20 protein-coding genes are annotated in these 26,480 nt (G+C 32.3%); 15 read left to right on the top strand and 5 right to left on the bottom strand.

The genetic code is table 11. The annotated features are described in order from the left end of the window. The first annotated feature begins 167 nt into the window (after positions 1-167). The 7 genes from MARIT_RS09615 to MARIT_RS09645 all read left to right on the top strand — a co-directional run bounded on the left by MARIT_RS09615 (position 168) and on the right by MARIT_RS09645 (position 9,338). On the top strand, positions 168-4,724 hold the full coding sequence (locus MARIT_RS09615) for a GEVED domain-containing protein (protein ID WP_100211400.1): 4,557 nt from the start codon (positions 168-170) through the stop codon (positions 4,722-4,724). Between the two features lie 26 nt (positions 4,725-4,750). Next, the gene (locus MARIT_RS09620; RefSeq protein WP_317042299.1) at positions 4,751-5,005 is read left to right on the top strand and encodes a DUF427 domain-containing protein; all 255 of its coding nucleotides are present in this window, start codon (positions 4,751-4,753) and stop codon (positions 5,003-5,005) included. 3 nt (positions 5,006-5,008) lie between these two features. Then, positions 5,009-5,401 carry a hypothetical protein gene (locus MARIT_RS09625; RefSeq protein ID WP_024741265.1) on the top strand — a complete coding sequence of 131 codons (393 nt, stop codon included), beginning with the start codon at positions 5,009-5,011 and terminating at the stop codon, positions 5,399-5,401. A gap of 4 nt (positions 5,402-5,405) precedes the next feature. Further along, entirely contained in the window at positions 5,406-5,915 is a 510-nt protein-coding gene (locus MARIT_RS09630) for a peptide-methionine (S)-S-oxide reductase (protein ID WP_024741264.1), read from the top strand. A gap of 3 nt (positions 5,916-5,918) precedes the next feature. Then, on the top strand, positions 5,919-7,130 hold the full coding sequence (locus MARIT_RS09635; RefSeq protein ID WP_024741263.1) for a bifunctional alpha/beta hydrolase/OsmC family protein: 1,212 nt from the start codon (positions 5,919-5,921) through the stop codon (positions 7,128-7,130). A 4-nt stretch (positions 7,131-7,134) separates the two neighbouring features. Continuing rightward, positions 7,135-8,298 carry an ergothioneine biosynthesis protein EgtB gene (gene egtB, locus MARIT_RS09640; RefSeq protein ID WP_100211401.1) on the top strand — a complete coding sequence of 388 codons (1,164 nt, stop codon included), beginning with the start codon at positions 7,135-7,137 and terminating at the stop codon, positions 8,296-8,298. A gap of 98 nt (positions 8,299-8,396) precedes the next feature. Further along, positions 8,397-9,338 (top strand): L-histidine N(alpha)-methyltransferase, encoded by a 942-nt coding sequence (locus MARIT_RS09645; protein ID WP_024741261.1) that lies wholly within the window; start codon positions 8,397-8,399, stop codon positions 9,336-9,338. 57 nt (positions 9,339-9,395) lie between these two features. Here MARIT_RS09645 and MARIT_RS09650 read toward each other — a convergent pair whose 3' ends face one another. The 3 genes from MARIT_RS09650 to MARIT_RS09660 form a co-directional block, all read right to left on the bottom strand. Next, positions 9,396-13,448 (bottom strand): VPS10 domain-containing protein, encoded by a 4,053-nt coding sequence (locus MARIT_RS09650; protein WP_100211402.1) that lies wholly within the window; start codon positions 13,446-13,448, stop codon positions 9,396-9,398. Positions 13,449-13,885: 437 nt separating this feature from the next. Continuing rightward, complete coding sequence (locus tag MARIT_RS09655) at positions 13,886-14,644, bottom strand: SDR family oxidoreductase (RefSeq protein ID WP_100211403.1); 759 nt, start codon at positions 14,642-14,644, stop codon at positions 13,886-13,888. Continuing rightward, positions 14,631-15,293 carry an MIP/aquaporin family protein gene (locus MARIT_RS09660; protein WP_024741258.1) on the bottom strand — a complete coding sequence of 221 codons (663 nt, stop codon included), beginning with the start codon at positions 15,291-15,293 and terminating at the stop codon, positions 14,631-14,633. The genes MARIT_RS09655 and MARIT_RS09660 overlap by 14 nt, the downstream gene beginning before the upstream one ends. Before the next feature lie 112 nt (positions 15,294-15,405). On the opposite strand from MARIT_RS09660, the gene MARIT_RS09665 reads away from it, so the two are divergent. The 3 genes from MARIT_RS09665 to MARIT_RS09675 all read left to right on the top strand — a co-directional run bounded on the left by MARIT_RS09665 (position 15,406) and on the right by MARIT_RS09675 (position 20,470). Continuing rightward, positions 15,406-16,248 (top strand): DUF2911 domain-containing protein, encoded by an 843-nt coding sequence (locus tag MARIT_RS09665; RefSeq protein WP_024741257.1) that lies wholly within the window; start codon positions 15,406-15,408, stop codon positions 16,246-16,248. 167 nt (positions 16,249-16,415) lie between these two features. Continuing rightward, the gene (locus MARIT_RS09670; RefSeq protein ID WP_100211404.1) at positions 16,416-18,686 is read left to right on the top strand and encodes a neutral/alkaline non-lysosomal ceramidase N-terminal domain-containing protein; all 2,271 of its coding nucleotides are present in this window, start codon (positions 16,416-16,418) and stop codon (positions 18,684-18,686) included. A gap of 407 nt (positions 18,687-19,093) precedes the next feature. Continuing rightward, a complete protein-coding gene (locus MARIT_RS09675; RefSeq protein WP_024741255.1) occupies positions 19,094-20,470 on the top strand; it encodes a TlpA family protein disulfide reductase in 1,377 nt (458 codons plus the stop codon). 45 nt (positions 20,471-20,515) lie between these two features. On the opposite strand, the gene MARIT_RS09680 is transcribed toward MARIT_RS09675, so the two are convergent. Then, positions 20,516-21,313 (bottom strand): TIGR00266 family protein, encoded by a 798-nt coding sequence (locus MARIT_RS09680; RefSeq protein ID WP_024741254.1) that lies wholly within the window; start codon positions 21,311-21,313, stop codon positions 20,516-20,518. 77 nt (positions 21,314-21,390) lie between these two features. Beyond that, complete coding sequence (locus MARIT_RS09685; RefSeq protein ID WP_100211405.1) at positions 21,391-21,846, bottom strand: DUF4442 domain-containing protein; 456 nt, start codon at positions 21,844-21,846, stop codon at positions 21,391-21,393. A gap of 208 nt (positions 21,847-22,054) precedes the next feature. Between MARIT_RS09685 and MARIT_RS09690 the strand changes: the two genes are divergently transcribed. The 5 genes from MARIT_RS09690 to MARIT_RS09715 all read left to right on the top strand — a co-directional run bounded on the left by MARIT_RS09690 (position 22,055) and on the right by MARIT_RS09715 (position 26,471). Next, positions 22,055-22,372 (top strand): DUF4870 domain-containing protein, encoded by a 318-nt coding sequence (locus MARIT_RS09690; RefSeq protein WP_100211406.1) that lies wholly within the window; start codon positions 22,055-22,057, stop codon positions 22,370-22,372. 9 nt (positions 22,373-22,381) lie between these two features. Next, the gene (locus MARIT_RS09695; RefSeq protein WP_024741251.1) at positions 22,382-22,720 is read left to right on the top strand and encodes a PadR family transcriptional regulator; all 339 of its coding nucleotides are present in this window, start codon (positions 22,382-22,384) and stop codon (positions 22,718-22,720) included. Beyond that, positions 22,720-24,408 carry a PspC domain-containing protein gene (locus MARIT_RS09700; protein ID WP_100211407.1) on the top strand — a complete coding sequence of 563 codons (1,689 nt, stop codon included), beginning with the start codon at positions 22,720-22,722 and terminating at the stop codon, positions 24,406-24,408. The genes MARIT_RS09695 and MARIT_RS09700 overlap by 1 nt, the downstream gene beginning before the upstream one ends. 22 nt (positions 24,409-24,430) lie before the next feature. Continuing rightward, the gene (locus tag MARIT_RS09705; protein WP_100211408.1) at positions 24,431-25,153 is read left to right on the top strand and encodes a head GIN domain-containing protein; all 723 of its coding nucleotides are present in this window, start codon (positions 24,431-24,433) and stop codon (positions 25,151-25,153) included. Between the two features lie 646 nt (positions 25,154-25,799). After that, positions 25,800-26,471: a M15 family metallopeptidase gene (locus tag MARIT_RS09715; RefSeq protein ID WP_100211410.1), complete on the top strand. Its 672-nt coding sequence runs from the start codon at positions 25,800-25,802 to the stop codon at positions 26,469-26,471. Positions 26,472-26,480: the final 9 nt, after the last annotated feature.

A 26,480-nucleotide genomic window follows, 5' to 3' on the forward strand; every position in this document is an offset into this window, starting at 1 on the left:
TAAATAACAACAACTCTATTTCAAAAAAATAAAGAAAATTCACTTTATTTCGACTAGATATAAATTAGCAGAAACAAATACCTTAACGCTAGATTTTAAGCGCGATTTTCGTTAAATTAGTAGCTGAAATATACTATTTCATACTTAAATTTAACCCCCTAATTATAATGAAAAAATTAGTACTCTTAATTCTTTTCAGCATAACGATATGCTGTAAAAAAAACAATGAAAAAGATCTTATTTTTCTAGGAAAAAACGCTTATGAATATCCCGTTTGGGAAGAAATGCTCCTCCTAGATAAAGTAAAGTTTTCTGATATTGTAGTAGCTTTTAAAGCTTATAAATCAAACAATATTTTAGATAAAGAAACCATAGAGCATTTCGAAAAGCTTGAAAAAAGGATAAAACCAACATTAGATAGTGAAGGCTACTATATTTCTAAACAAGCTCAATATCAAAACCTATTGGCGTATAGAAAGGCCAAACCTAATGGCAATGCCTCACAAACAATATACGGCAAATCTGCTTCTTTTGTTAGTGCTGAAATACCTAATAAAGATAGCTATGGAAGATGGAAAAATTTGGGACCTTTTGGTGACCCAGAAGTAAGATGGTCTGCTACTGGAAATGGTGCTATGCAATATATTAAAATGCACCCTACAAATCCTGCCATTATGTATGCTTGTTCTAGAAATGGTGGCCTATGGAAAACCATTAACTATGGTAAGAATTGGACTCCTGAAACAGATTATTTTGCAACCAACAATACTTCTTGTATTGAAATTTGCCCTAAAAACCCTGCCATTCTTTACTTAGGAGCTGCGGAGGATCAAAAAATTTGGTATTCTTCTGACGAGGGTAAATCTTGGGAAGATAGAAGTACGGGAATTTCTGGTACTATATACGATATACACTCAGATCCTATAGATGACACAAGAGCAATTGCTGCTACTTCTAATGGTATTTATATCACGCAAAATGCTGGAATGAATTGGACTTTAAAACTTAGTGGAAGATATACAGATATTGATTTAACAGATAACTGGGACTTAATTGTAGTGGCTAATGATCATAATGATCTAGCTCCTGTCATCCATTTTTCAAAAGACAAAGGAGATTCTTTTATAGCACAACAAGTTACCACAGAACTTAATGAAGTAGATAAATTTTATGTAGGTATTCACAAACCAACATCGGGTACTGGGCCTACACAAGTTTTTGCTTACGGACTTGTTAACGGTAACACCCCTACACTATTTGTTGGATTATGGAAATCTGATTATATCCCTACTCCTACGAATGGTGCTTCTCATTTTAATTTTGCTAGAATTCAACATCCTACCTATGCTTATCCTAACGGACCAACGCCATTAACGGCTGCTGATAATGATGATGGATTCAAGGCGGAAACTTCTGATTATTATGGAAGTGTGAATCCTAATACAACCTCTACTTGGATTGGTGATTTCTATGTAAGTCCTAATGATCCTAATAAACTACTAACCTTAAGAGAAAAGTTTTGGGGCAGTAGAGATGGAGGAATCATCTGGGAGTTTAAGCCTAGCTATGGAGGTAGCAACTGGGCAGATAATAGATACGTAACTACAAATGTTGCTAAAGATTCTGTTTTTTGGTGTAATGATGGAGGTATGTGGGCCATTAAAGAAAGTGATTTATTTCCTACTGAGGCTATACTAACTGCTGCTGGCTTATCTGAAAGTGCTTATATGGCTAGTAAAGTTGTTGGTAAAAATGGAGATATTTGTGTGATAGAAGGTAGCCAAATGGATGTGAGTCAAATGAATAAAGGTGTATTCATTACAGGCGGGCAAGATATTGGTCAAATATTTACTAGAAATGGAAGAGATTCACATGTAGCTTCTGCGGATGTGTATAGAGGTCGTATCAAACCTACTAACGATAAGCAATTCATTACGGGGGGCTTAAAAGTTCAATTAGAAGGAGAAACAGGAACTTTTGAAGTGTATAACCATATAGAACCCGACCATTTTAACGCAAACCGATTATACGGTTTTACCAAAGGAACTACTCGATTGGTTCGCTCTCCTGATGGGCAAGATGGATGGTTAGTCAATGGTTTTAGAGGAGAAAACCGAGCAAATGCAGGAGGGCACTCTTGGACTCCTACTCATAATAATTGGGAAATTGTTGCTATTGAATCCTCTGGTATTACCAACTTAAGAGCAGGTACTTTTGAGCAATCTAGAGCAAATGCCGAACTTGCTTTTCTAGGAGATGAACAAGGTGGAAAACTTTTTTATACCGAAAACTTATCTGCTGATGCTCCTACTTGGATACAACTACCAAATGCTCCTAAAGTATCTCGATACAGAATAGCAACGCACCAATACAATGAAAATATTATTGTTGTTGCCAGCAATTCTGGAGTGTATATTTCAAAAGACAAAGGTCAATCTTGGGCAGCTAGAGGCGCTTTCCCTGGAAATAATCCTGCCGCTGTTTTAATGGATAGAAATACTTCAGAAGGAATTTATGTCATGACAGGACTCACAGTATATTATATTGATGAAAATTTAACGGAATGGGTAGAATTTAACCAAGGGCTCCCGCTGCAAAATCTTTCAGATATGCGAATTGCTTACTACCCTAATAACGATAATAGGCTGTATGTATCAAAATATGGACGTGGTGTATGGGCTTCTAATTTGCAATCTACTTTAACTGAAATTCAAAACAAACCTATTGCCGATTTTTCTATTCATGGAGGCAGCTCTAATGAAATTTTGATCGGAGAAAAAGTACAATTACTCAATCAATCATCTAATAGCACTGAATTGGCATGGACAATTGAAAACGGAAACGATGTTTTTAATATTTCTAATGAAAATAGTCCGAAACTAACATTAACGACTCCTGGATACTATAAAGTTACCTTAACAGCTACCAATGCTGAAGGAAGTGATACCGCCATAAAGGAGCAATTTATTTATGTTAAACCAACGCCTATAACGCCTAACTGTAAAATAGAATATACTAGAGAAATTACCTGGTTTAAACGCTTTAGAGTAATTCGCATGGATGAAGATACTTTTAACACCTCTTCTAATGCCGATTATATTTCTTCTCAAAAAGAATTCAAAATAAGAAGAGGAGAAACAGTAGATGTTTATATGAAAAATAACTGGTATCAAGACACCAAGTATTTCTATACAAAAGCGTGGATTGATTATAATAACGATGGTGTTTTTAATGAAAATACCGAAGAAGTTGTAGACAGCAAAGGAATAGCTGGTGAATTTACAACTACATTTACGGTTTCTAAGGATGCGGAACTAAACAAACCTCTTTTAATGAGAATTGTAGCTTTAGAATCAGATACCGCTCCTATACCTTGCCAAAAAACGGGGTATAAACAAATTATTGATCTCTTTGTACAAGTTGTTCCTTCTGTAAATTTTGAATCCTCGCATAGCAATGTTACCTCCAATAGTGCACAACTACAAACCAATTATACAGGAACCACCCATCCTACAAGTGCTGGTTTTGTATATGCTAAATTTGATGGAGAACTTACTGTTGACAATGCCGAAGTAATTACGCACAATGGTACTTTAAACAACGATGACAACTATACCTCATTAGTAACTGACTTAGCTTATAATGCTACCTATTATTACAGGCCTTTTGTGCGCGATGCTTATGGAATATACTATGGAAATAAACAACAATTTCAATTAGCTCCTTATAAAATGCCATTAGCTGAAGGAGTTATTGCCACAAACCTAGGAAACAATCAATGGAAACTAAAAGGATTGGTTATTCCAGAAGGAGCTCTCCTTGATGAGGTAAGCATAGAATACGGTGAAGATCATTTTAACAATAGCATTGCTTTTAATCCGAATTCTTATGACATGAATACTAGTTTTAACATTACTACAGAAATTAACACCGTTTTAGGAAGCGCATATCAATTTCGAGTAAAAATGGTTGAAGGCGACAAAACGTATTATAGTAATAGTATCAAATTTGATACTAACCAAACTATTTGTACACCTGTAATAAGTAATAGTCCTTGGTACAAACGAATTAGAAATGTCACTTTTGATGGACATAGTAATAACAGCTCAGGAAGTGCTGGCTATGAGGATTTTACAGACATTGTATTTGATACTAAAAAAGATCAAACTTATACTATTTCCGTAACAGATTCATATGCTCCTGGATACAACCTAAGCTATCTTGTATATATTGACTATAATAATGATGGTGATTTTAACGATTATCACGAAGTGGCTGCTCAAGGAACTCCTAATGCTGAAACCTTTACAACTACCATTACCATTCCTTCAGAAGACGTTGTTTATAATACCAATTTAAGAATGCGAGTGATGGGATATAACGGATCCGCTAATCAATGTAGTATTGGTACGGGGCAAATTGAAGATTACACTATCAATATAGCAGCTCCTGTATCAACTCTAGCACTAGAAAAACACGAAGACAATACGACTCTTAAGGTATTTCCTAATCCAGTAGATGCTACGCTTTTCTTATCTACCGAAAATTTAGAAGGAAACACCCTCGAAATTTTCAATAACAAAGGAAAATCAATGCACACAAGTAAAGTATTTACAACAAGCCCGACAAAGCAAATAGACGTTAGTCAATTAACTCCTGGAATTTATATTCTAAAGGCCAGAAAGGATAAAAAAGAGAAATCTATAAAATTTATAAAAAGATAATGAAAGCTGTTTGAAATAACCAAATAATTGCAGAAAGTGAAACTACAGAAATCGTAGAAGGAAATCATTATTTCCCACCAGAAAGCATCCATAAAGTTTTTTTTAAACATAGTAAAACACAGAGTACCTGCCCTTGGAAAGGGCAGGCCTCTTACTATACGTTACTTGTAAACGGGCAAGAAAATAAAGATGCTGCTTGGTACTATAAACATCCCTCAAATAAAGCAAAGCATATTAAAAATTATATTGCCTTTTGGAAAGGTGTAAGCATAAAAATATAGGATATGACACAATGGTACCTACCAATTACAATACTACCAGCCATAGGCATGCTCATCATGTCAACTACAAGTCAAATGATGGCATTGAGTACAGAGATTAATTTGCTACTCTCCGAAAAATGTACAGATTTTCAGCATTTAATTTCTGCCAAAAAACTTAAACAACTAGGACTTCTAACAAGGTCTAGTGCTTTACTTTACTTGGCTGCGGGAATTTATGTACTATCTGGCATTTCTGGAGCTGTATTAAAAAATGAATCATTTTTTGACCCTCCTAGCTTACTACTATACCTAGGTACCGTATTAATTTTTATTGCATTCGTATTGTTAATCATCTATGCTTTTAGAGCAGTTGGCATACGAAAGTTACAATTTGAAAATAACCATAACTTATAAGCAAATGTTAATTAAAATAGCATTCGGTGGAGGTTGCCACTGGTGTACTGAAGCTGTTTTCCAATATTTAAAAGGGGTCCAAAAGGTACATCAAGGATGGGTTGCCTCTACAGGAGATCATAGCAGTTTTTCTGAAGCTGTCATCATACATTTTTTTCCCAACCAAATTTCCTTAAAAACGTTAATAGCAATTCACTTATACACGCATAAAAGTACTAGTGAACATTCTATGAGAAAAAAATATCGTTCTGCCATTTATACTTTCTCCGAAGAACAAAAATTTGAAAGCATGCAAATTCTAAAGGAGTTTCAAAACGAGTTTGACAATAAAATTATTACCAAAGTATATCCCTTTTCTGCATTCAAACCTAATACAGAAAATTTCCAAGAATACTACAAAAAGAATCCTAAAAAACCCTTTTGCGAAACCTTTATCAATCCAAAATTAAGGTTGTTATTAAATATGTTTTCTAAAAATGTAAAAACAGAAGAGCTCTCTCACTTAATCAATTAAAAAATGAACACACTACAACTAAACATTACCAATTCAAAGGAATATAAATTACGTGCTTATATGGAATTACCTGCAAATCAAAAACCTCAATATTATGCGGTTTTTGCTCATTGCTTTTCTTGCCATAGTAGTATTAATGCTGTTAAAAATATTAGTAGATCATTAACCAATCATGGTTTTGGTGTGGTTCGATTTGATTTTACAGGCTTAGGAAGAAGCGAAGGAGATTTTTCTGAAAGTCACTTTTCCGCCAATGTTGATGACTTGATTGCTGTAAATAATTATATTACTGAAAATTTTAGTGCCCCATCATTACTTATAGGACATTCTTTAGGTGGAGCTGCTGCAATAGTAGCCGCTTCCAAATTGGCTAATATTAAAGCTGTTGCCACTATAGGAGCTCCTGCAACTGTTAACCACGTTACGCATTTATTTTCTCATGCTATTGAAGAAGTGAAAACAAAAGGAGAAGTTGAAGTTAATATTGGAGGCAGACCTTTTAAAATAAACCAAGAGTTTGTAGCTGATTTTAGTAAAACAGACCTGCCCGCAATTACCAGAAAACTACGCAAACCACTACTCATCATGCATTCTCCTATTGATAAGGTTGTTGAAATTGAAAATGCACACCAACTGTACCATGGAGCTAAACATCCTAAAAGCTTTGTGAGTTTAGACAAGGCAAACCACCTGCTTACAGAACGTAAAGATAGCTTGTATGCTGGAAATATGATAGGAACGTGGGCGCAACATTTCTTTGAGCCTCAAGAAAATATCATGCTAGCACCTGATGGCGAACAACTCGTAGCACACCTAAATTTAGTAGAAGATCATTTTACCACTTCTCTACAAACTCAAAAACATTCCTTTATTGCTGATGAACCTACTAACTTCGGCGGAAATGATTTCGGTCCTTCTCCTTACGAATATTTAAGCGCTAGTATTGCTTCCTGTACCACTATGACTTTAAAGCTATATGCACAAAGAAAGCAATGGGACTTAAAGGAAGTTTATGTTTATATATCTCATTCTAAAAAACATGCAGAAGAACTTGGCTTAGATACTCTTGGTAGCATAGATCATATTTCAAAAAAAATAAAACTGATTGGCAACTTAGATGATAAACAGCGTGAACGGTTAAAAAATATTGCCTCAAAATGCCCTGTACACAAAACAGTAGCTAGTGAAGTATTCTTTGAAACAAACTTAATATAATGCCATGAATAAAAAGGAAAGCTTATTATTAAGATTCAAAACTACTCGGAAACAAACGGAGGTATTTTGTAATCCTCTAAAAAATGAGGACTATTCTGTTCAACCTGTTGTAGATGTATCTCCTCCTAAATGGCATTTAGCTCATACTACTTGGTTTTTTGAACAGTTTATACTGGTCAAATATCTTCCTAATTATAAAGTGTACAACACTGATTTTGCTTATTTATTTAACAGCTATTATAATAATGCTGGAAAACGTGTTTTAAGGCCTAATCGTGGATTAATGACGCGTCCTACTGTAAAAGAAGTATATTATTATAGAGCTTATATCACTGAGCAAATTTTAATGTTGTTCCATAATAATGTTGTTTTTTCTAATGAAATTGCACAACTTATAGAAATAGGAATCCATCATGAAGAACAACACCAAGAGTTATTAGCTTATGATATCAAATACATCTTAGGGCATCAGCCTACCTTTCCTGCCTTTGAATCTTCATTACAGCTTCCTATTGAAAATGATACTTTAACATATTTTAATATCGAAGAAGGTGTCTATAAAATTGGGCACCAAAAAAATAGTTTTTCATTTGACAATGAATTAGGGGTTCATAAAGTATATCTCAATCCTTTTTCCATAGCAAACAAACTCGTTACCAATAGAGAATTTATCGAGTTCATAGCTGATGGCGGCTATCAAAACTTTAATTTATGGCATGCTGAGGGCTGGGATTTTATTCAAAAAAATGCTATTAAAGCGCCTCTATATTGGCACCAAGTAAATAACGAGTGGAAATATTACAATTATAATGGACTCCAAAGTATCAATTTAGATTTACCAGTAACACATATTAGTTATTATGAAGCTTTTGCATTTGCTGAATGGAAAAAAATGCGCTTACCTACAGAATTTGAATGGGAAGTAGCTTCCGATAAATTTAACTGGGGAAATCTATGGGAATGGACAGGCAGTGCATACCTTCCTTATCCTAATTATAAAAAAGCAGAAGGTGCTCTGGGAGAATACAATGGAAAATTTATGGTAAATCAACATGTACTTAGGGGGGCTTCTATTGCAACACCTAAAGAACATCGTAGAAAAACTTATAGAAATTTCTTCCCTCCTAATTTGAGGTGGATGTTTTCTGGAATTCGTTTGGTAAAATAAAGACTAGATTTTTACTTTAACTCTCTCTGTTCATTTTTACATTCACTATTTACCCTCTTTTTTATTATTAATAAATAACTAAAAAAACAAACCGATTCATGAATCATACTTTTGCCAAAGATATTATAAAAGGTTTTTCTAGTAAGGAAAAACATCTTTCTTCTAAATATTTTTATGACGATAACGGGAGCAAGATCTTCCAAGAGATCATGCAAATGCCCGAATATTATTTAACAAATAGCGAATTTGAAATACTATCACTACAAGCACAACAAATAATAGAAGCTGTAAATTTTAAACAACCTTTTAATATTATTGAGCTTGGCGCGGGTGATGGCTTTAAAACTTTTAAACTACTTGAACATCTCGTTCATAACCACATTGATTTCCAATACATTCCAATTGATATTTCAGAAGGAGCAATGAACAATTTAGTACGTAATTTAAAAGAAAGGCTCCCTAACTTAAAAATAAATCCTAAAATAGGAGATTACTTTGATGTTTTAAATAAAGAAAATGTGCACACGCAAACCCCTAGCCTTTTATTATTCTTAGGAAGTAATATTGGAAATTACCTCTATAAAGATGCTGTAAACCTAATGGAGCTCTTTAATAAAAATATGAAAAAGGGAGACAAACTACTACTCGGAGCTGACTTAAAAAAGAATCCTAGAGTAATTCAGTTTGCATATGATGATCCTCACAAAATAACAAAACGTTTTAATATCAATTTGCTACTTCGAATCAATAAAGAGTTTGAAGGAGATTTTAAAATAGATGATTTTGATTTTTACTGCCATTACAACCCCATCAACGGAGAAGTTAGAAGCTATCTTATAAGCCTCCGAAAACAAACTGTTTACTTAAAAAAAATAGCTCAGCATTTTAACTTTGATTATAATGAGCTGATATGGACAGAGCTGTCTAAAAAATATGATCTTGAAGAATTGAGCTCTTTAGCTCAAAAAACAAATTTTAGTGTGGAAAAGCATTTTTTAGACTGTAAACATTATTTTACAGACACACTTCTAAGAAAATAGTTATTTTTATTTAAAAAGGGCAAAACTAAATTAGTATTGCCCTTCTTAAAATTACCTTTATTTGGTTATTATTTTTCCTCTTTGAATTTTATCTTTAGTCATTATTGTATAAAAATAAACTCCTGCCTTTTGAATTGCTTTTATCCTTTGATTTTCCTTTACTACTGACTTGTAGATAGCCTTTCCTTTAACATCAAAAATTGATAAAACAGCTCGCTCTCCTATATTTTTAAAAGCAAACCCATCTTTTTGAGATGACAAGTTAGGATACAAAACAATCTTCTTTTCACTAGCAATGGCTCCTTCACTTGACAAGGTACTCACTGCTGTTGATTTTAACATTAATTGCGTTGCTGAATTCAATTGCGGCTCCCCATCTCCTACTGGTTGTAAATTAGCTATATCAATGGTATTAAATACTGCTATTTGGTTTTCTGATGAATCCGTTGCTCCTATAAGTGTCCATTCTTCATCGGTGTTCCTTTCTCTTTTATAGATATTGTAATCAATGCTAGGATCTAAATTATCAAACCCATATAACTCTAACTTATCCAACGTTCCTATAGTACTCTCTGTTCCATAATTATCAATAATATAATACTCCTTATGGTACTCAAACCCTTCTTCAGGAACTATATTTGGATGCAAATTTATTTTTGAAGCATACACTGCGCCATTAAAGTTATTTGCTCCTGTAGTCAACCTCAATTTAACCTCATCAAAATCATAAACCGTATGATTCCCGTCAATTACCATCTTTTGAGAAACTCCTGGTCCAACAGGACAAGTAGATTCTTCTATAATAGCATTATTAATCACAGATAAATCATTACTTCCTTTTACATCATAAATTACATTACTCCCATTAATATCATTAAATTGGTAGTAAGCAAAAATAGCAGCATCCATATTAATAGGCTTCGTTAAATGCCTTTGCGCTCTAATTTCATCAAGAGTAAGTGCTCTATTCCAAAAAGTAGCCTCGTCAAGCATTCCTTTATACTTCCTATCATTTCTAAGATTATGAATACCTAAATCAATTCTTTTTATATCCAAGGAATTAAAACTTCTATTAATTTCATACGTTTTTTCATTAAGTACTAAAGTTACTTTACTAGTAGTATATATTAAAGCTACGTATGACCATTTATCTTTAGGTACAACTAATCCTGAATTATACCACCAAAGCCCTCCTGAATGGGTTCCTAGTTCATTTTTACTATTTTTAAAATCTAACGTAGGCCCCCCTGGAATAAAAAACACTGAAGAATAATTAGGCTGAATACCGTTAGGCTTAATCCACCCTGTAAATGTAAATGCATCTGTTTGAATAGATTCTTTTGGAGAAGTTGTTAAATATTGATTATTTTCTCCTGTAAAAACAACTGCTTTTTCCGGGCTAGGCTGTGGACTACACAAACTTCTATTAAATTTAATAATATTCTGAATAGTTTTAGTACTAGTTCCTTGAGGGTTCGTTATTGTTAATGTAACATCATATTCTCCTGGAGTAGCATAAGTAACTTTTGGGTTTCTAACAGTTGTTGATGATACTGATTGAGCTCCTGGAAACTCCCACTCCCAAGTAGCATTTGTATGATCTAAAATAGAATAATCTTCAAATTGGATTTCCTCTCGATTACAAAAAGCTTCTTTATGAGAAACCATTGGCTGTGCTTTTGGTTTCGATAATTCATAAAAATCTCTTTCCCAAACACCTCTGTTACCTGCCATTCTTATTTTACTCTTTTTATAAAATAATTTAGCATCTAATAATCTAAAGCTTTTAGGAAGACCTGAAGAAATATTCACCCAATCAGCCATAGTATTATTCTTATAAAAAGCCTCTCTTGATCCGAATACATAAACTCCTCCATCCGTTCCGTCTTGAACTTCTATATCTCTTAATACAATTCCATTTAATGCATCAGTTGATAAATTTTCCCAATTTTCTCCTAAGTCTGTCGATTTATATACTTTTTGCGAAGAATTCCCCGACTTATCAAAAGCTATGAAAAGCTCATTTTCAGCATTTAAACTAAGTGTATATTTATTAGAATATATCGGCAAGTTCAATTCCTCCCAAGTTACGCCACTATCTACTGTTTTATACAATTTCACAGAAGCTCCAACATGTAAATTTACGAACATAATTGCCGGATTAGCTCTAGAAATTTCTATTCCTCTAACAGTATTCCCCGCTATTCCAAATTCTTTTAGTAACTCATAATTCTTACCATAGTCTTCACTTTTCCATAATTTATTTTCACTTCCTAAATATACATTGTTCCACCATCTAGGATCATTAACTATTTCACTTTTCTCAAGGCTATTTCCTGATTTAGGATATTTTGAAAAATTAGGAATTGATGTGACATTTCCTTGCAAGGTTTCTGGAATTAATTTACCTCCTATGTCATCATGATATACTTTTCTATTTTCTCCTAGATTTACAAATCCAGTTGCACTCTCACCACCACCTAACCTTATCGTAGTTCCATTTTCGTAATTTTCATGATAAGCCATATTTCCATTATGGTATCTCCCTCCTACAAGAACATCTTCATTCCATCCTTGGTCAAACCCCCATAATTCACAAGTTGTAATTCCTTTCATTCTAGATTCTATAATTTCTAAATCAGGACCATAATAATCAATTCCACCATCACTACATACCCAAACATCATTCCCTTGGATTAGAATATCTTGTTGATCTGGATGTCGGTAATACGGCTTACAATTGCTACATCCATACCCTCCATGTACCTTAAAAGTAACTCCTCCATCAGAAGATCTAAAAAGATTTAACATCCCCACTAAAAATTCATCTGCATTCGTATCTGAAACATCTATATCTGCATTATAAAATCCTTGGTCATAACTTCCTCCGCAAACATTAAAAGTTGACATTGCCCAGTGATCACAAGAATAAGGTCCTCCAGGGTTATTATCAGGTTGCCCATCACCATTACCATCATAAGGTAGGGTCCAAGTTTCTCCTGCATCATCACTTCTATAAACTCCCAGATAATTTAAATCTTCTGCGTAGCTAACATCTGATCCTAGCAATAAAACATATAACCTATTACCGTCTGCCTTTGTATTTGCTATTTTAGCACCTTGCGCATGAGCTGCCTTACCATTATTAGTAGGTGTAAACCAACCTGTTATTTTTGCTTCAAAACTAAGTCCATTATCCATAGATTTCCATATTTCGTAGTAATTTCCTGTTGTATTATATTTTGCTGCAAAAACAGTGCTTGGATCATCACTCTTAAACTCAATATCAGTTACCTTATCCGTTAAAATATCAGTCCATGTTTGCCCAGCATCAGCACTTCTTTTAAGACCAAAGTTACCTGCCAAATACAATATGTTTGTATTCGCATAATTTATTTCTATATCATATTGGTAACTTGTATTTAATATAACATTCCAAGTTTGACCTCCATTTGTAGTTTTATATAAATCTCTATTCAAGGCTATATATACTATATTTTCATCAGTAGGATCTATTTTAATAGCTTGTGCATTGCTTTGGAAGATATCAGCTCCTACTTCTATCCAATTCAACCCTTTATCTACTGATTTAAACACTGCTCCTGTTTCTGTACTACAAAACAATACATTAGGATTTGATGGAGATTGTGCCATAGCATAAACATTTACTTGAGCAGATACAGTAACTCCTCCATTATCTAGAGCAATAGTTTGTATTGGAGCTACAGGAGACCAATTAGTACCCAATGTACTCTTTGGATACACCGATTTTTGTTCTTGGATGCCTTCTTCTTCTGAAATAAAAATATCTCCTTTATTCGTATAATAATGATTTTGAGATACAATTCTATAAAAATGCTTATAATTTTGCGTATGAGTTGTTTTTTTAAGAAGATTCACGCTATAATACTTATCATAAGCTTCTTTTATTTTAAAAAAATTAGGGTTTTTACTATACATTAATCGTACCCATTCTGGATCAGAATCTTTTATTGGTGTACCTAATGTTTTAAATAATTCTGGGTATTTAGGATTAGGAAATCCATTCTTGGTTTGAGCAAATGAAATTGCTACCAAGCAAAAAAATGCTAAAAAAAGTTTTGTTTTCATATTGTTTACTTAGATAAGTAAAATCAAAACCAATCTAATTTATTTTGATAACTATACAAATATTAATTAGGAAAGGGTTCAATTCTTTTGGGGGTTATATTGAAAGGGTTAAAAATATTTTAGACAATAATAAACAACTAAAAATAAAGTGTTTAAAACACAAAAAAAGTTTATTTTATTATCAATAAAGTTATAGGTAAATTTATGAAATATAACTTAATTTTAACAATTTAAAATTGAAAAAGTATCGTTTAAAAGAAAAATATATTAAGTCCATATAAGAATAAAAGATTACAAAATCGAGCCCGTAAATCCTTTACCTTTTTTATGATTTTTTTTACAAAATTGTTTTTCTTTCAAAAAATGCTGTGAAATTTCGCTTTCGTATCTCTACAAAACGCGAAACTTTAAAAATCAAAAAAATAGAATTTCTTCAATTAAATTGCCAACAAATCATCATACTGAAATACATAATTCAACTTTCTTTGTAATTTTTCTGAACTAATAATTTTATATGACAATATTGCTTCCTCTATAAACTCAGGAACTTCTAAACCTAGTTTCAATTTTGCATTTGTATAAAACTCTCTTCTAGTCGGATGATGATTTGAACAGGCATTTAACGTTTCATTCCAGCATTCTTGATTGATAATTTCCTGAATAACACCAATGCAATCCTCTCTATGAATCATATTTACAAAACCATTGGGCTGCCCTATTTTTCTCCCTTTAAACCAGTTACCTGGATGCCTATTTCCTCCCAATAATCCTGCAAATCTTATTATCGTAGCGCCAAAATCAGACTCCTTTCTAAACAAGTTTTCAATATCAATTAGCGGTGAGTTTGATGTAGCTTCCTCTTCTTTTATCACTTTGTTTAAATTTTCATATACCGATGTTGAACTTATAAAAATGACTTGCTTTATAGTTGATTGCCTTATTTGAGAAATCAACCTGTTAAAACTTTCATAATCTTTTGAGGTAATCGCTACAATAAGAATTTCCGAAGCTAAAAACTCACCTATTTCACTTTCTTGAGAAATATCTATCAGAAAAGGAATTATTCCTACTTCTCTTAATGCTTCCAATTTTTCTTCTGAAGTTGTAGATCCTTTTACTACATACCCTTTTTTCAACAAAGAGGCTGCTAGGGGTTTTCCTAGCCAACCACAACCTAAAATACTAACAGTTTTCATCACAACAGTTATCGTTTTTTACTAATTTACAAGATATTACAGCTAATAGTGCCCCCAATACAGGTGCCAAAATATACAACCATAAATGTTCCAAATGCCCAGATATCAATGCAGGAGCAATAGAACGAGCAGGATTCATTGATGCTTTTGTCATAGGGCCTGCAAAAATAGCCTCTAATAATACCATACCTCCAATAGCGATACCTGCCATGGTTCCTACTTCTCTACTCCCTGTAGATACATTTATAATCGTTAACATTAAAAAAAAGCTCAATAAAAATTCTAAAATAAAAGCTCTCCAAGATTCCATAGAAGGAATTGTTGCGCCTAAATACTCACTCTTAGGAAATAACAACCACAATACCACACTTGCTAAAATGGCTCCCAAAAGCTGAGCTACTATATATTTCGGCACCTCTCTCCAAGAAAACTTCTTCGCGTATGCAAAAGCAATAGATACGGCTGGGTTTAAATGTGCTCCAGAAACTTCTCCAAAAGCATAAATCATTGCCATTACAGCAAACCCCCATGTCAAACCAATCCCTACGTGCGTTACCTCTCCTCCTGTTACCTCATTTATAGTCATAGCTCCTGTTCCACAAAAAATTAAAATGAATGTACCTATAAATTCTGCAAAATATTTTTTCAATGGTCTTTTATTTTCTTCAAATATACAACCCTTTATTTTAAGTTTTCATTAACATTTACAATTGTAATTCATTGTAATTTTATCGACATAAAGTAAAACAAACCTTTCTATTATGAAAAAAATATTATTAAGTTTATTAATTATTACGGCTACTGTTAGTACAAACGCACAGGTCAAAACTCCACAGCCTAGTCCTTCTTCTAAAATCGAACAAAAAGTAGGATTGACGGATGTTACCTTAGAATATTCAAGACCTGGTATGAGAGGAAGAGCTATATTTGGCGATTTGGTTCCTTTTGGTAAAACTTGGAGAACTGGTGCTAATGCAAATACAAAAATTACATTTACAGATCATATTACCATTGACGGCAAAGAGTTAAAAGAAGGAACTTATGCTATTTATACAATTCCTAATAAAAATTCTTGGGAAGTTATTTTTTATAATGATAGTTCAAATTGGGGAGTACCAGAAAAATGGGATGAGACCAAAGTTGCTTTAAGAACTTCTATTAAACCGACGCCTATTTCAACTCCTGTTGAAACATTTACTATTACTTTTGACAATTTAAAAAATAATGCTGCTACCTTAGGAATATTATGGGACAAAACATATGTAGGAATTCCTTTTTCTGTACCAACAGACAGTACTGTTTCTGCTAGTATAAACAAAACAATGCAGGGCCCAAGTGCCAATGATTATTATAAAGCTGCTGTTTATTATTTACAAGAAAACAAAGATATTAACCAAGCTAAAACATGGATTAATAAAGCTGTTGCCATGACCAAAGATCAACCACGCTTTTGGTTTTTACGTCAACAATCTTTAATTCTTGCCAAAGCTGGTGATAAAAAAGGAGCTATAAAAGCTGCGAAAGCTTCTTTGGCTGGTGCTAAAAAAAGAGGAAATGCTGGTTATGTTAAAATGAATCAAGAGTTTTTAGCTAAAATGAAATAATACCTTTCTACAATTATTTTTAAAAACTCGTAACAATACATAATAATTGTTACGAGTTTTTGCTTTCTATAATATGCTCGTTACTCATGAATACTTATTATAAAAAAATATACCATTAATAATCAATAAATTAATTAAATTTAAAGGGTAATTAAAAAACCAACTAAATGAAATTCCAAAAAACACCACGGTTCCTTTTTATTTTATTTTTATTTATTTTTCAAATTAATTATTCCCAAAGTAACAATTATACTATTGGGGTAGGAATATCAGACATTACTGGCCAAATTGCTGAAAGTGCATTCTTTGGCTATGGAGATCCTTTCTTCAAAAATGGAGGTATCAGAGACAGACAGTATGCTAGAGCTTATATTGTAAAAGATATTCATCAAAATAGCGTCGTATATGTTTCTATTGATAAAGGAGCCACTTTTCAATCTGTAAATCTAGCTGTCATTGAAAAACTCCGCGAAGCATATGGTAATTTATACACAGATACTAATGTTGTTATAAGTGCCACACACACACACGTTTCTCCAGGAGGATACTCCCATTATGGGTTATACAATACTTCTACAGGCGGTTTTTACAAAACTAACTTTACTATTTTAGTTGATGGAATTTTTAATGCCATCCAACAAGCACACAATAATTTGGCTCCTGGAAGAATCTATTATAATACAGGATCTTTAACAAACGCTAGTATCAATAGATCTCTTGTAGCCTATAATTTAAATGCTGATGCTAATGACTACATAAGTATTGATGACCAAATGACCGTGCTAAAATTTATTCAAGGAGACACAGAAGTTGGTATGATTTCTTGGTTTGCTGTACACCCTACAAATTTATCAAATAGCTATAAATATGCAAGCGGAGATAATAAGGGGCATGCTTCCTTAAAATTCGAAAGACACAAAGGTGCTTCCTATGGAAAGGGAGCCGCTACCTTTGTTGCTGCTTTTTCAAATAGCAATGCTGGAGATATGTCTCCAAATCTAAATCAACCTCTTCCTAGTGATCTATACACCAATGCTACAGGGCCTGGCAACAACGAAGAAGAAAGTACTGAAATTATAGGAAACCGTCAGTACTATAAAGCTCTTGATTTATACAATAATGCACACATACAATTAATAGGAACTATTAAAGCTGTTTCAAGATATAGTGATTACTCTAATATTCTTGTTTCCCCAAAATTCACCGACGGATACTATCAAAGCACTTGCAAGGCCGCGCTGGGCATTTCTTTTAGAGCTGGCGCCGAAGATGGTAGAAGTGGAATTGGTAAAGAGGGGCAAACAAGATCAAATCCAACTGCTGGATTCGAAGTTGATAGATGTCATATGGAAAAACCTATAGATCCTCTTTTTTATGTAGGAGCTAATAACAATGATCCTAAAACTCCAAAGATATTACCTACCAGTATCTTAAAAATAGGACAATTAGGAATATTAGCAGCTCCTGCTGAGTTTACTGTTATGGCAGGAAGAAGAGTTAAAGCTACCGTTCTTGAAAATAAAAATACAGAAATTCAATATACTGTTTTTGCGGGATATTCAGACGCTTACTCTGGCTATGTTACCACTAGAGAAGAATATGCTTCTCAACAATACGAAGGAGCAAGTACACAATTTGGTCCATGGACTTTAGCTGCATACCGGCAAGAATTTGAAAAACTAACCTCCATATTAGCAGATCCAAATGTGACACCTTGGGATACCCCAGCCCCAATACCTCCTAGAAAAAATTACATAGGTAGTGATAAAACTGTTCCTATTCTTTTTGACGATATACCTTGGTTCAAAAGTTTCGGGAGTATTTTTTCTAATACGAATGACAACTATTCTACTGATGAAATAGCAGAAGTTACTTTTTGGGGAGCTCATCCTAATAACGACCCTAAAACTAACAGTACTTATTTTAGAGTGCAAAAAAAAATAGGAGATTCTTGGGTTTCCAAATATGAAGATAGAGATACTAATACTAAATTAATTTGGAACAGAGACGGGGTTGCTAATTCTAAAATCACTATACAGTTTAAAATTACCTCCGATGTTGAAAGTGGTCACTACAGAATCATCCACCATGGAAAATGGAAAAATGGATGGAATGGAAAACTGACTCCATATACTGGTATTAGTAATACTTTTTACATCCATCAAAATTTTAATAGAGCTGTACCTACCTCTAAAAATACAATTAATAACATTCTTATATACCCAAATCCTACCTCTGGAGCTTTCACTATTATAAACGAAAGGCTATTAACGGGGAATTATAGTATTACAAACGCGATGGGGCAAATAGTTAAAAAAGGAAAATTATCTTCAAAAAGCCACCATCTGATAAATATGGATGTGCTTCCTGGAATGTATTTTATAAAAACAATATTCCAAAATGGAGAAACAAATACCATCTCTATCGTAAAAAAATAATTTTAACCAATAAAAGTAAAACATTAACATTACCAATAAATTAACAAAAAAAAGAAATACTATTTTACCATCAGAAACCTATTCAAACTAAAAAAAAGGCAATAAAATACCAATAAAAATCATAAAAACAACCTTTTATATCTAATCTTATAAAAAATCTGTTTTTCGGCATAGTTATTGATTTAACACTACTTTAACATAAAACCAGAACCGTATGAAAAACTATGTATCAAACAGTTTAAAATTGGTGGGATAATTGTTAAAGAAAAGGAAGAAAGAAAAACTGAAGTATTTTTACTTCAGTTTTTTCTATTTAAACATATAATAGTTTGTTAATTTCTTTGAAAAGAGGCACAAAAAAGCTATTTTCGGTGCTTATAAACAATTAAAGAATTAAAAACCTAATAATGAAGAGACTACTACTTTTATCCCTAATAGGAGTTGTTATAGTTGCATGTAAAAAAGAACCTGTGAAAGATTATTTAGTTTTATCAGGTAAAATTGGCAATTTCAAAAAAAGAGACATAACTTTAAAAGGCTTTGGCTTCGAAAAAAAGATTTCTTTTGACAAAAGTACTAACTCTTTTGTAGATACCTTAAAAATTCCTGATGGCTACTATACTCTTCAAGCAAATAAAAAGCTCGTAAATTTATATTTAACTAAAACTGAGGATACTGAAATCTTCTTTGATTACAAAAAAATAGATTTCATTACTTTTAATGGACCTAATGCTAGAATTAACAACTACTTTGTAGAAAAAGCTGATAAATTTCCTAAGATTATAGGAAATGCAAATAAACTATTCTCTCTAAATGAAGAAGAGTTTCTTAGCAAGATGGAAGCATACAAAGAGGCTCTTACTGAATTAGCTATTAGCTCGGAGTTATCTCCTGACTTTCTAAAGAAAGAGGTTAGAAATATTGATTATGAATACATGAGAAATCTTAATAATTATCAAGATTATCATAGACTATTATCTAAAGACAAAGAATTTGTTGTTTCAAAAAACTTTCCTACTGTAATAAACGACTTAAGCTTTGACAATGGAGATGATTATAAGAATTCTTTTTCTTATCGTAAAATATTAGCAGAACAGCTAAAGAAAATTACTACTAAAAAAAATGGGGAAGATGGTGATTATGATTTAACTTACTTAGAAACCGTTCAAACAGAAGTAAATGATTCTTTGGTTAAAAATGATTTATTATTTAATAGTGCTAAAACAAGTATTACCTACACAACCCATCTAAAAGAATTCTACAAAAAATTCATGGCATACTCTTCTAACAAAGCACACAAAGATGAAATTACGAATATCTTCCATTTGTTAGAATTAACTTCAAAAGGAAAACCTTCTCCTAAATTTGTAAACTACGAAAATTATAATGGAGGCACCACTTCTTTAGATGATCTGATTGGGCATGGCAAATACCTATATATAGATGTTTGGGCCACTTGGTGTGGTTTTTGTAAAAGAGAAATCCCTTTGCTTAAAAGATTGGAGCAACAATATGTAGGAAAGAATATCGAATTTGTTAGTATTAGTGTTGATTCAAAAAATGCTTATGATAAATGGAGAACTACTATTGAAGAAAAAGAAATGTCTGGAGTTCAATTATTTGCCGATAAGTCCTTTGCTTCTGATTTTATTAAGAAATATTCTATAAAAGGACTTCCGAGATTTATATTAATAGATCCTGAAGGAAAAATTATCAGTCCTAATGCACCAAGACCTTCTGAAGGAGAAAAGTTAATTAAAACACTGGATGAATTAGGAATTTAATAAAATAACAAACAAAAAAAGCCGCTGATTAGCGGCTTTTTTGTTTTAAAACCTATTATCTCCATCCAAAATATTCCCCAAACCGCCCAAAATACTGCCTTCTCCTCTATCTCCTGAATTGTTGGGAGCCATTGCCAAAACCCTACCTGCTAATCTACTAAATGGAAGCGATTGAATATACACTGTACCAGGGCCTTTTAAGGTAGCAAAAAACAGCCCTTCTCCTCCAAAAATTGTATTTTTAATTCCTCCTACAAACTCAATATCATACTCAATATCATAAGTAAACCCTACAATACAACCCGTATCTACTTTTAATACCTCCCCTGAAGACAATACCTTTTTTGCCATAGTTCCTCCTGCATGAATAAATCCTAGACCATCTCCCTCCATCTTCTGCATAATAAATCCTTCTCCTCCAAAAAGACCTCTTCCTATTTTTTTGGAAAACTCAATCCCTATAGAAACTCCTTTCGCTGCACATAAAAATGCATCTTTCTGACAAATAAACTTTCCATTAAACGCCGTTAGATCAATTGGTATTATCTTACCGGGATAAGGAGATGCAAATGAAATCTGCTTTTTACCATGACCATTATTAGTAAAAACAGTCATAAATAAACTCTCTCCTGTCAGAATTCTTTTTCCTGCTGAAAAAATTTTACCCAATAATCCTTTTTCTTGATTAGATCCATCACCAAATATCGTATTCATTCCTATTTCATCATCCATCATCATAAAGCTACCTGACTCTGCTACAACCCCTTCTCTTGGATCTAACTCTATCTCAACATACTGCATCTCTTCTCCGTAAATGCGATAATCTATTTCATGTGCATTCATATTTTTTATTTTAATCATTTTTTACAAAATATAAGAAGTCAACCCCTACAATTTGTTACATGTTTTTGTGCTAAAAATCATTCTTTTAACTTAATACTCCACTCGAACTCAAATTTAGAAACAGAAATTCCTTCATTATTAACCCCAACTGATTTCATTACTACAACTTGTCCTTCTCTTGTTTCAATAGACTTATGTATCGCTTTTCTAATCAATTCACCATCTTTACAAACAAAAGTAATTTTTCCAGTAGCTTTTTTAGTAAAGGTCGCATTCATATTAGTAACTAACATAGATATTTTTTTTCCCGAATTATCTATCTCTTTCATTACCAAAGCTCCTGTAGCCAATTCAGCTGCCATTCCTTGAATTGCCCAAAATAGCGATTTAAAAGGGTTTTGGTTTACCCATCTATGTTTAACAGTTACACTACATTCACAATCATTAATATGCTTAACTCTGACCCCTGTAAAATATGCAGCAGGCAATTTTAGCATCGTAAAAGCATTAATTTTTCTAGGTGTTAATTTCATTCATTCTTTTTAAATGTTCCAAAAACAAAGTTATTTTCAGAAAAAGTGTTAAATTTTAATTTGCTTCACAATGTATGAAAAATATCTAACCTCGTTGTATATACTATAAAAACAATATTTTTTTTATAAAAACAGTACTATGTATTGCATAATACCTTTTAAAAACTATATATTTGCATAAAAAAGTATTATACAATAATCTTAAGTCATGAAAAATAATAGCGATCATATCAATACTTCTGTAATAGATCTAGCAGGGCTCTCAAGATACTTACTTTCTATAAGAAGTATCATTATCACTTTAGTAGTATGGCAGGTATTAAAAAAAAGAAGCATTTTTCTGGACGGTCATGAAAAAGAGGTCTTAAATTTTAACATGAGTCTCGCTTTATATATCTTTTTACTTAATATTTCTTTTATCCCTCTATGTTTCACTTCTTTCTTTAGTACATTTCAAGGTTTACAGCAAACGAATAAAGAAGAAAAATATCATTCCTCTCTTACCACCATTAATCTTATAAAATAAACACCATATATGAAGATAGAAAATACCAAAGCACAAATGCGAAAAGGTGTACTAGAATATTGCATTTTATCTATCCTACAAAATGGAGATGCTTATACTTCTGAAATATTAACTACACTTAAAAGCGCAGAGATGATTGTTGTTGAAGGAACTATTTATCCATTATTAACACGCTTAAAAAATGCAGGACTCTTGACTTATAGATGGGAAGAATCAACCGCTGGTCCTCCAAGAAAGTATTACGTCTTAACAGAAAATGGAAAAATGTTTCTTAAAGAACTTGACAAAACATGGGGAAACCTAGTGAATGCAGTTAACTTAATTACAAGCACAAAATCAACTAAATAATGAATAAAACAATTAATATAAACCTCGGAGGGTTCTTCTTTCATATAGATGAAACAGCCTATCAAAAACTAAAGCGTTATCTAGATGCTATTGCCTTATCCCTTAGTAACGATCCACAAGGAAAGGACGAAATCATTGCCGATATAGAAGCACGAATTAGTGAGCTACTACTAGAACGAATTACAGATGCTAGACAAGTTGTTAATAATACTGATATTGATGATATCATTACAATCATGGGGCAACCTGAAGATTATACGGATACCGAAGATGCTTTTACGGATTCCTCTTCTTCTAAAAGGAAAACAAACGTTAGAAAATTATTTAGAGATGGTAACGACAAGTTTTTGGGTGGGGTAGCCTCTGGACTTTCTCATTACTTTAATATTGATGTTATTTGGGTTCGTATTGCTTTTATTGCATTGACTTTTGGCTTTGGTTTTTCTCCTCTTGTGTATATCATGTTATGGATATTACTTCCTGAAGCAAAAACTACTTCTGAAAAGTTGCAAATGGAAGGAGAAGATGTAAATATTGATAATATCGAAAAGAAAATACGTGACGAATTTAACTATTTTTCTTCAAAAATTAAGGATGGAGCAAGTGAACTAGGTGATAAATTTTCTAGTGCAGATTATGAAAAGTTACGGAATCAAACAAAATCAGGGCTTCATGATTTTTTAAATACCTTGGGAAAAATAACTACTGCCATCTTCAGCATTTTTGGTAAATTCATAGGCGTATTGCTGATGCTTGTAGCTGCTATTGTTTTACTTTCATTAATTATCGGTGGTTTTTCAATAGGGAGTCTTGAATTCATCAATATAGGAAATAACATCACCTACTACCCCGCTTTCTTCTATGATTCTATTCTTCCTAAATGGATACTCATTTTATTGTTCTTAATTGTCATAGGAATTCCTTTCTTAATTTTATTTATTCTAGGATTGCGAATTATATCAAGTAGTATCAATAAACTTACTAAAACAACTTCTTTAACTTTATTAGGAGTTTGGATTTTAGCTGTTTTCGGACTAACATTTACTGGAATTGAATATGGTACTACAAAGGCATATGATGGTCTTAAAGTTACAAAAAGTAATCTTCCTTTTAACTCAAAAGATACCATACATCTAAAAGTGGTAAATAATGATGAATTATACTATAGACACAATTTCAGAAGAAGAAAAAGCCATCACATAGTAGATTTTAATGGCAAAGAAAAATCATATTGCAATAATGTAAAAATAGATGTTCAAGAAAGTGACATCAATATTCCTTTTATAGAAGTAAAAAAACACTCCGAAGGTAAAAATCGTAGAGAAGCAAATGAATATGCCAAAGAAATCCTTTATCAATTCAATACAACTAATAACGAAATTATACTAAACGGATATTTTTTAAGCTCCCCCAACAATCTCTATAAAGATGAAAGTGTTCTCGTTACTATTTATATTCCTAAGGGTACAACTATATTTTTCACCCATTCTTCCAAACATTTTCTATATCAAATAGATAATACCGAAAATATCTATGACAAAGATATGATTAATCATTATTTTAAAATGGGGTCTAAAGGATTTTACTGCACTGATTGCTATGCATACGAAACCTATATAGAAGAGAAAAAAAATAATAAACCACCCCAATTAAAAGCCAACGATAATCGTGCACAAATTGAATTTTAAAAACTCATAAAATATTATAACTATGAAAAATATTTCTAAAACACTTATACTCTTGATACTAGCTACCACATTATCTTCATGTCTCTTTAATAACATTAAAGGGATATCAGGTAATAGAAATGTAATCGAGCAACAACGAGAAGTAAAAGGAAACTATTCTAGCATTGCTATTAGTAATGGTTTAAATGTGTATATCACCCAAGGAAAAGAGAGCAACATAAGAATAGAAGCAGACGAAAACCTACACAACGTCATAAAAACAGAAATCCAAAATAAAGTCTTAAAGATTTATGCTGAAAAAAACATAAAAAGTGCTAAATCTAAAGATATTTATATTAGCACCCCTTCTATAAAAAGCATTACCAGCAGTAGCGGAAGTTATGTAATTACTGAAAATACATTAACTGCCAATACCTTTACTATACAAACTAGCAGTGGTTCTTATGTGAAACTTCGAGTAAAAACAAATATTCTTTCATCTAGTTCTTCAAGCGGTTCTAATTTAAATATTATAGGAGAAACCGACCAATATACTGGAAATGCTAGTAGTGGAAGCACTACAAATGCTTATGATTTAACAAGTAAAGTAGCTATCATAAAAACTAGCAGCGGAGCTAGTATTCAAGTTTTCACTACAAATGAAATCAATGCAAAAGCTAGCAGCGGAGCTAGTGTAAGCTATAAAGGAAACCCTAAAAGGGTATTTAAAAAATCTTCTTCTGGAGGAAACATTCACGCTTATTAAACATCTCAAAAAAAATCAAAAAAATGACAAAAGAAATGATATATCTATTTTCCACCATTTTAATAAAACTTGTTATTCTCATTTTTACCTTATTACTTTCCTGGATCGTGAATATATAATGAAGTGGTTTAAATTTTTTTTGATGCCTGCAAAGTTGTATTATTTCACCCTAATTTTAGCTTTTTTTCACAACGTAGCGAAGGCTATGTTACTCAAAAAAGACGTTTTAGGGCAAAAAAACCTAAATTTTCGCTTCAAAACAAAAAGTTTAAATCACTTCAAAAATACCAATAATAGCTTTCATTTGGTAAATAATAATATGGATGTAGTTGGCATCATAAACCTAATTACACACTAATACTTGGTTTTATTAGTTTACTTAAAAAGGTCGCTTTATGCGGCCTTTACTTTTTAATATCCGTTCTATACTTTCTAACAACAATTTTATATTACGAATTCTTCTATTTAGGAATTAAAATTACCGAAACAAAACTAACATTTTAACAAAATTCTTAAATTGGCATCACATCAACTTGTAAATATCTTTATCATCAAAGATCTCCACCCCTTAAAATAATATACATATTGGTTTTAATATATTTTCAATTAAATTAGCATTTTTATAACCTTTATGCCTTAATAAAACATGAAACAATTTATACTACATATTTTGCTACTAACATCACTGTCCGTAGCAACCCAAAATTTACCTAACGGTTTCGTGTATTTAAAAGACATAGCTCCTTCTATAAAATCTGATGTACGCTACTGCTCTCACAACAATTTTATAGGTACTCCTATTGACGGTTATGAAAACAATATTGTAATCACTACCCTTCCAACAGCAAAAGCTTTACAAAAAGTTCAAAAAAAGCTCCTTTCAAAAGGGCTAAGTCTAAAAATTTTTGATGCTTATCGTCCTCAAAGAGCTGTCAACCATTTCGTTGCATGGGCCAAAGTCTTAAAAGATACTGTAATGAAGCAACAATACTATCCTAAAATTCATAAAAAGCACCTTTTCAAACTGGGGTATATAGCTTCTAAATCAGGGCATACTCGTGGAAGTACAGTGGACTTAACTATTGTAAATTTAAAAACAGGAAAAGAACTAGATATGGGAAGTCCTTATGATTTTTTTGGACCTATTTCACATGTACTCTCCAAGCAACTTACCCCGAAGCAACATGCCAATCGCTTCTTACTAAGAAAACGAATGCTCGAAGAAAACTTTAAACCTTATAAAAACGAATGGTGGCACTTTACACTACGAAACGAACCTTTTCCTAAAACTTATTTTAATTTTCCAGTAAAGCTTTAAGAAATCTTA

It is taken from the genome of Tenacibaculum maritimum NCIMB 2154 (assembly GCF_900119795.1).
GTDB classification, from domain to species: Bacteria; Bacteroidota; Bacteroidia; order Flavobacteriales; family Flavobacteriaceae; genus Polaribacter; species Polaribacter maritimus.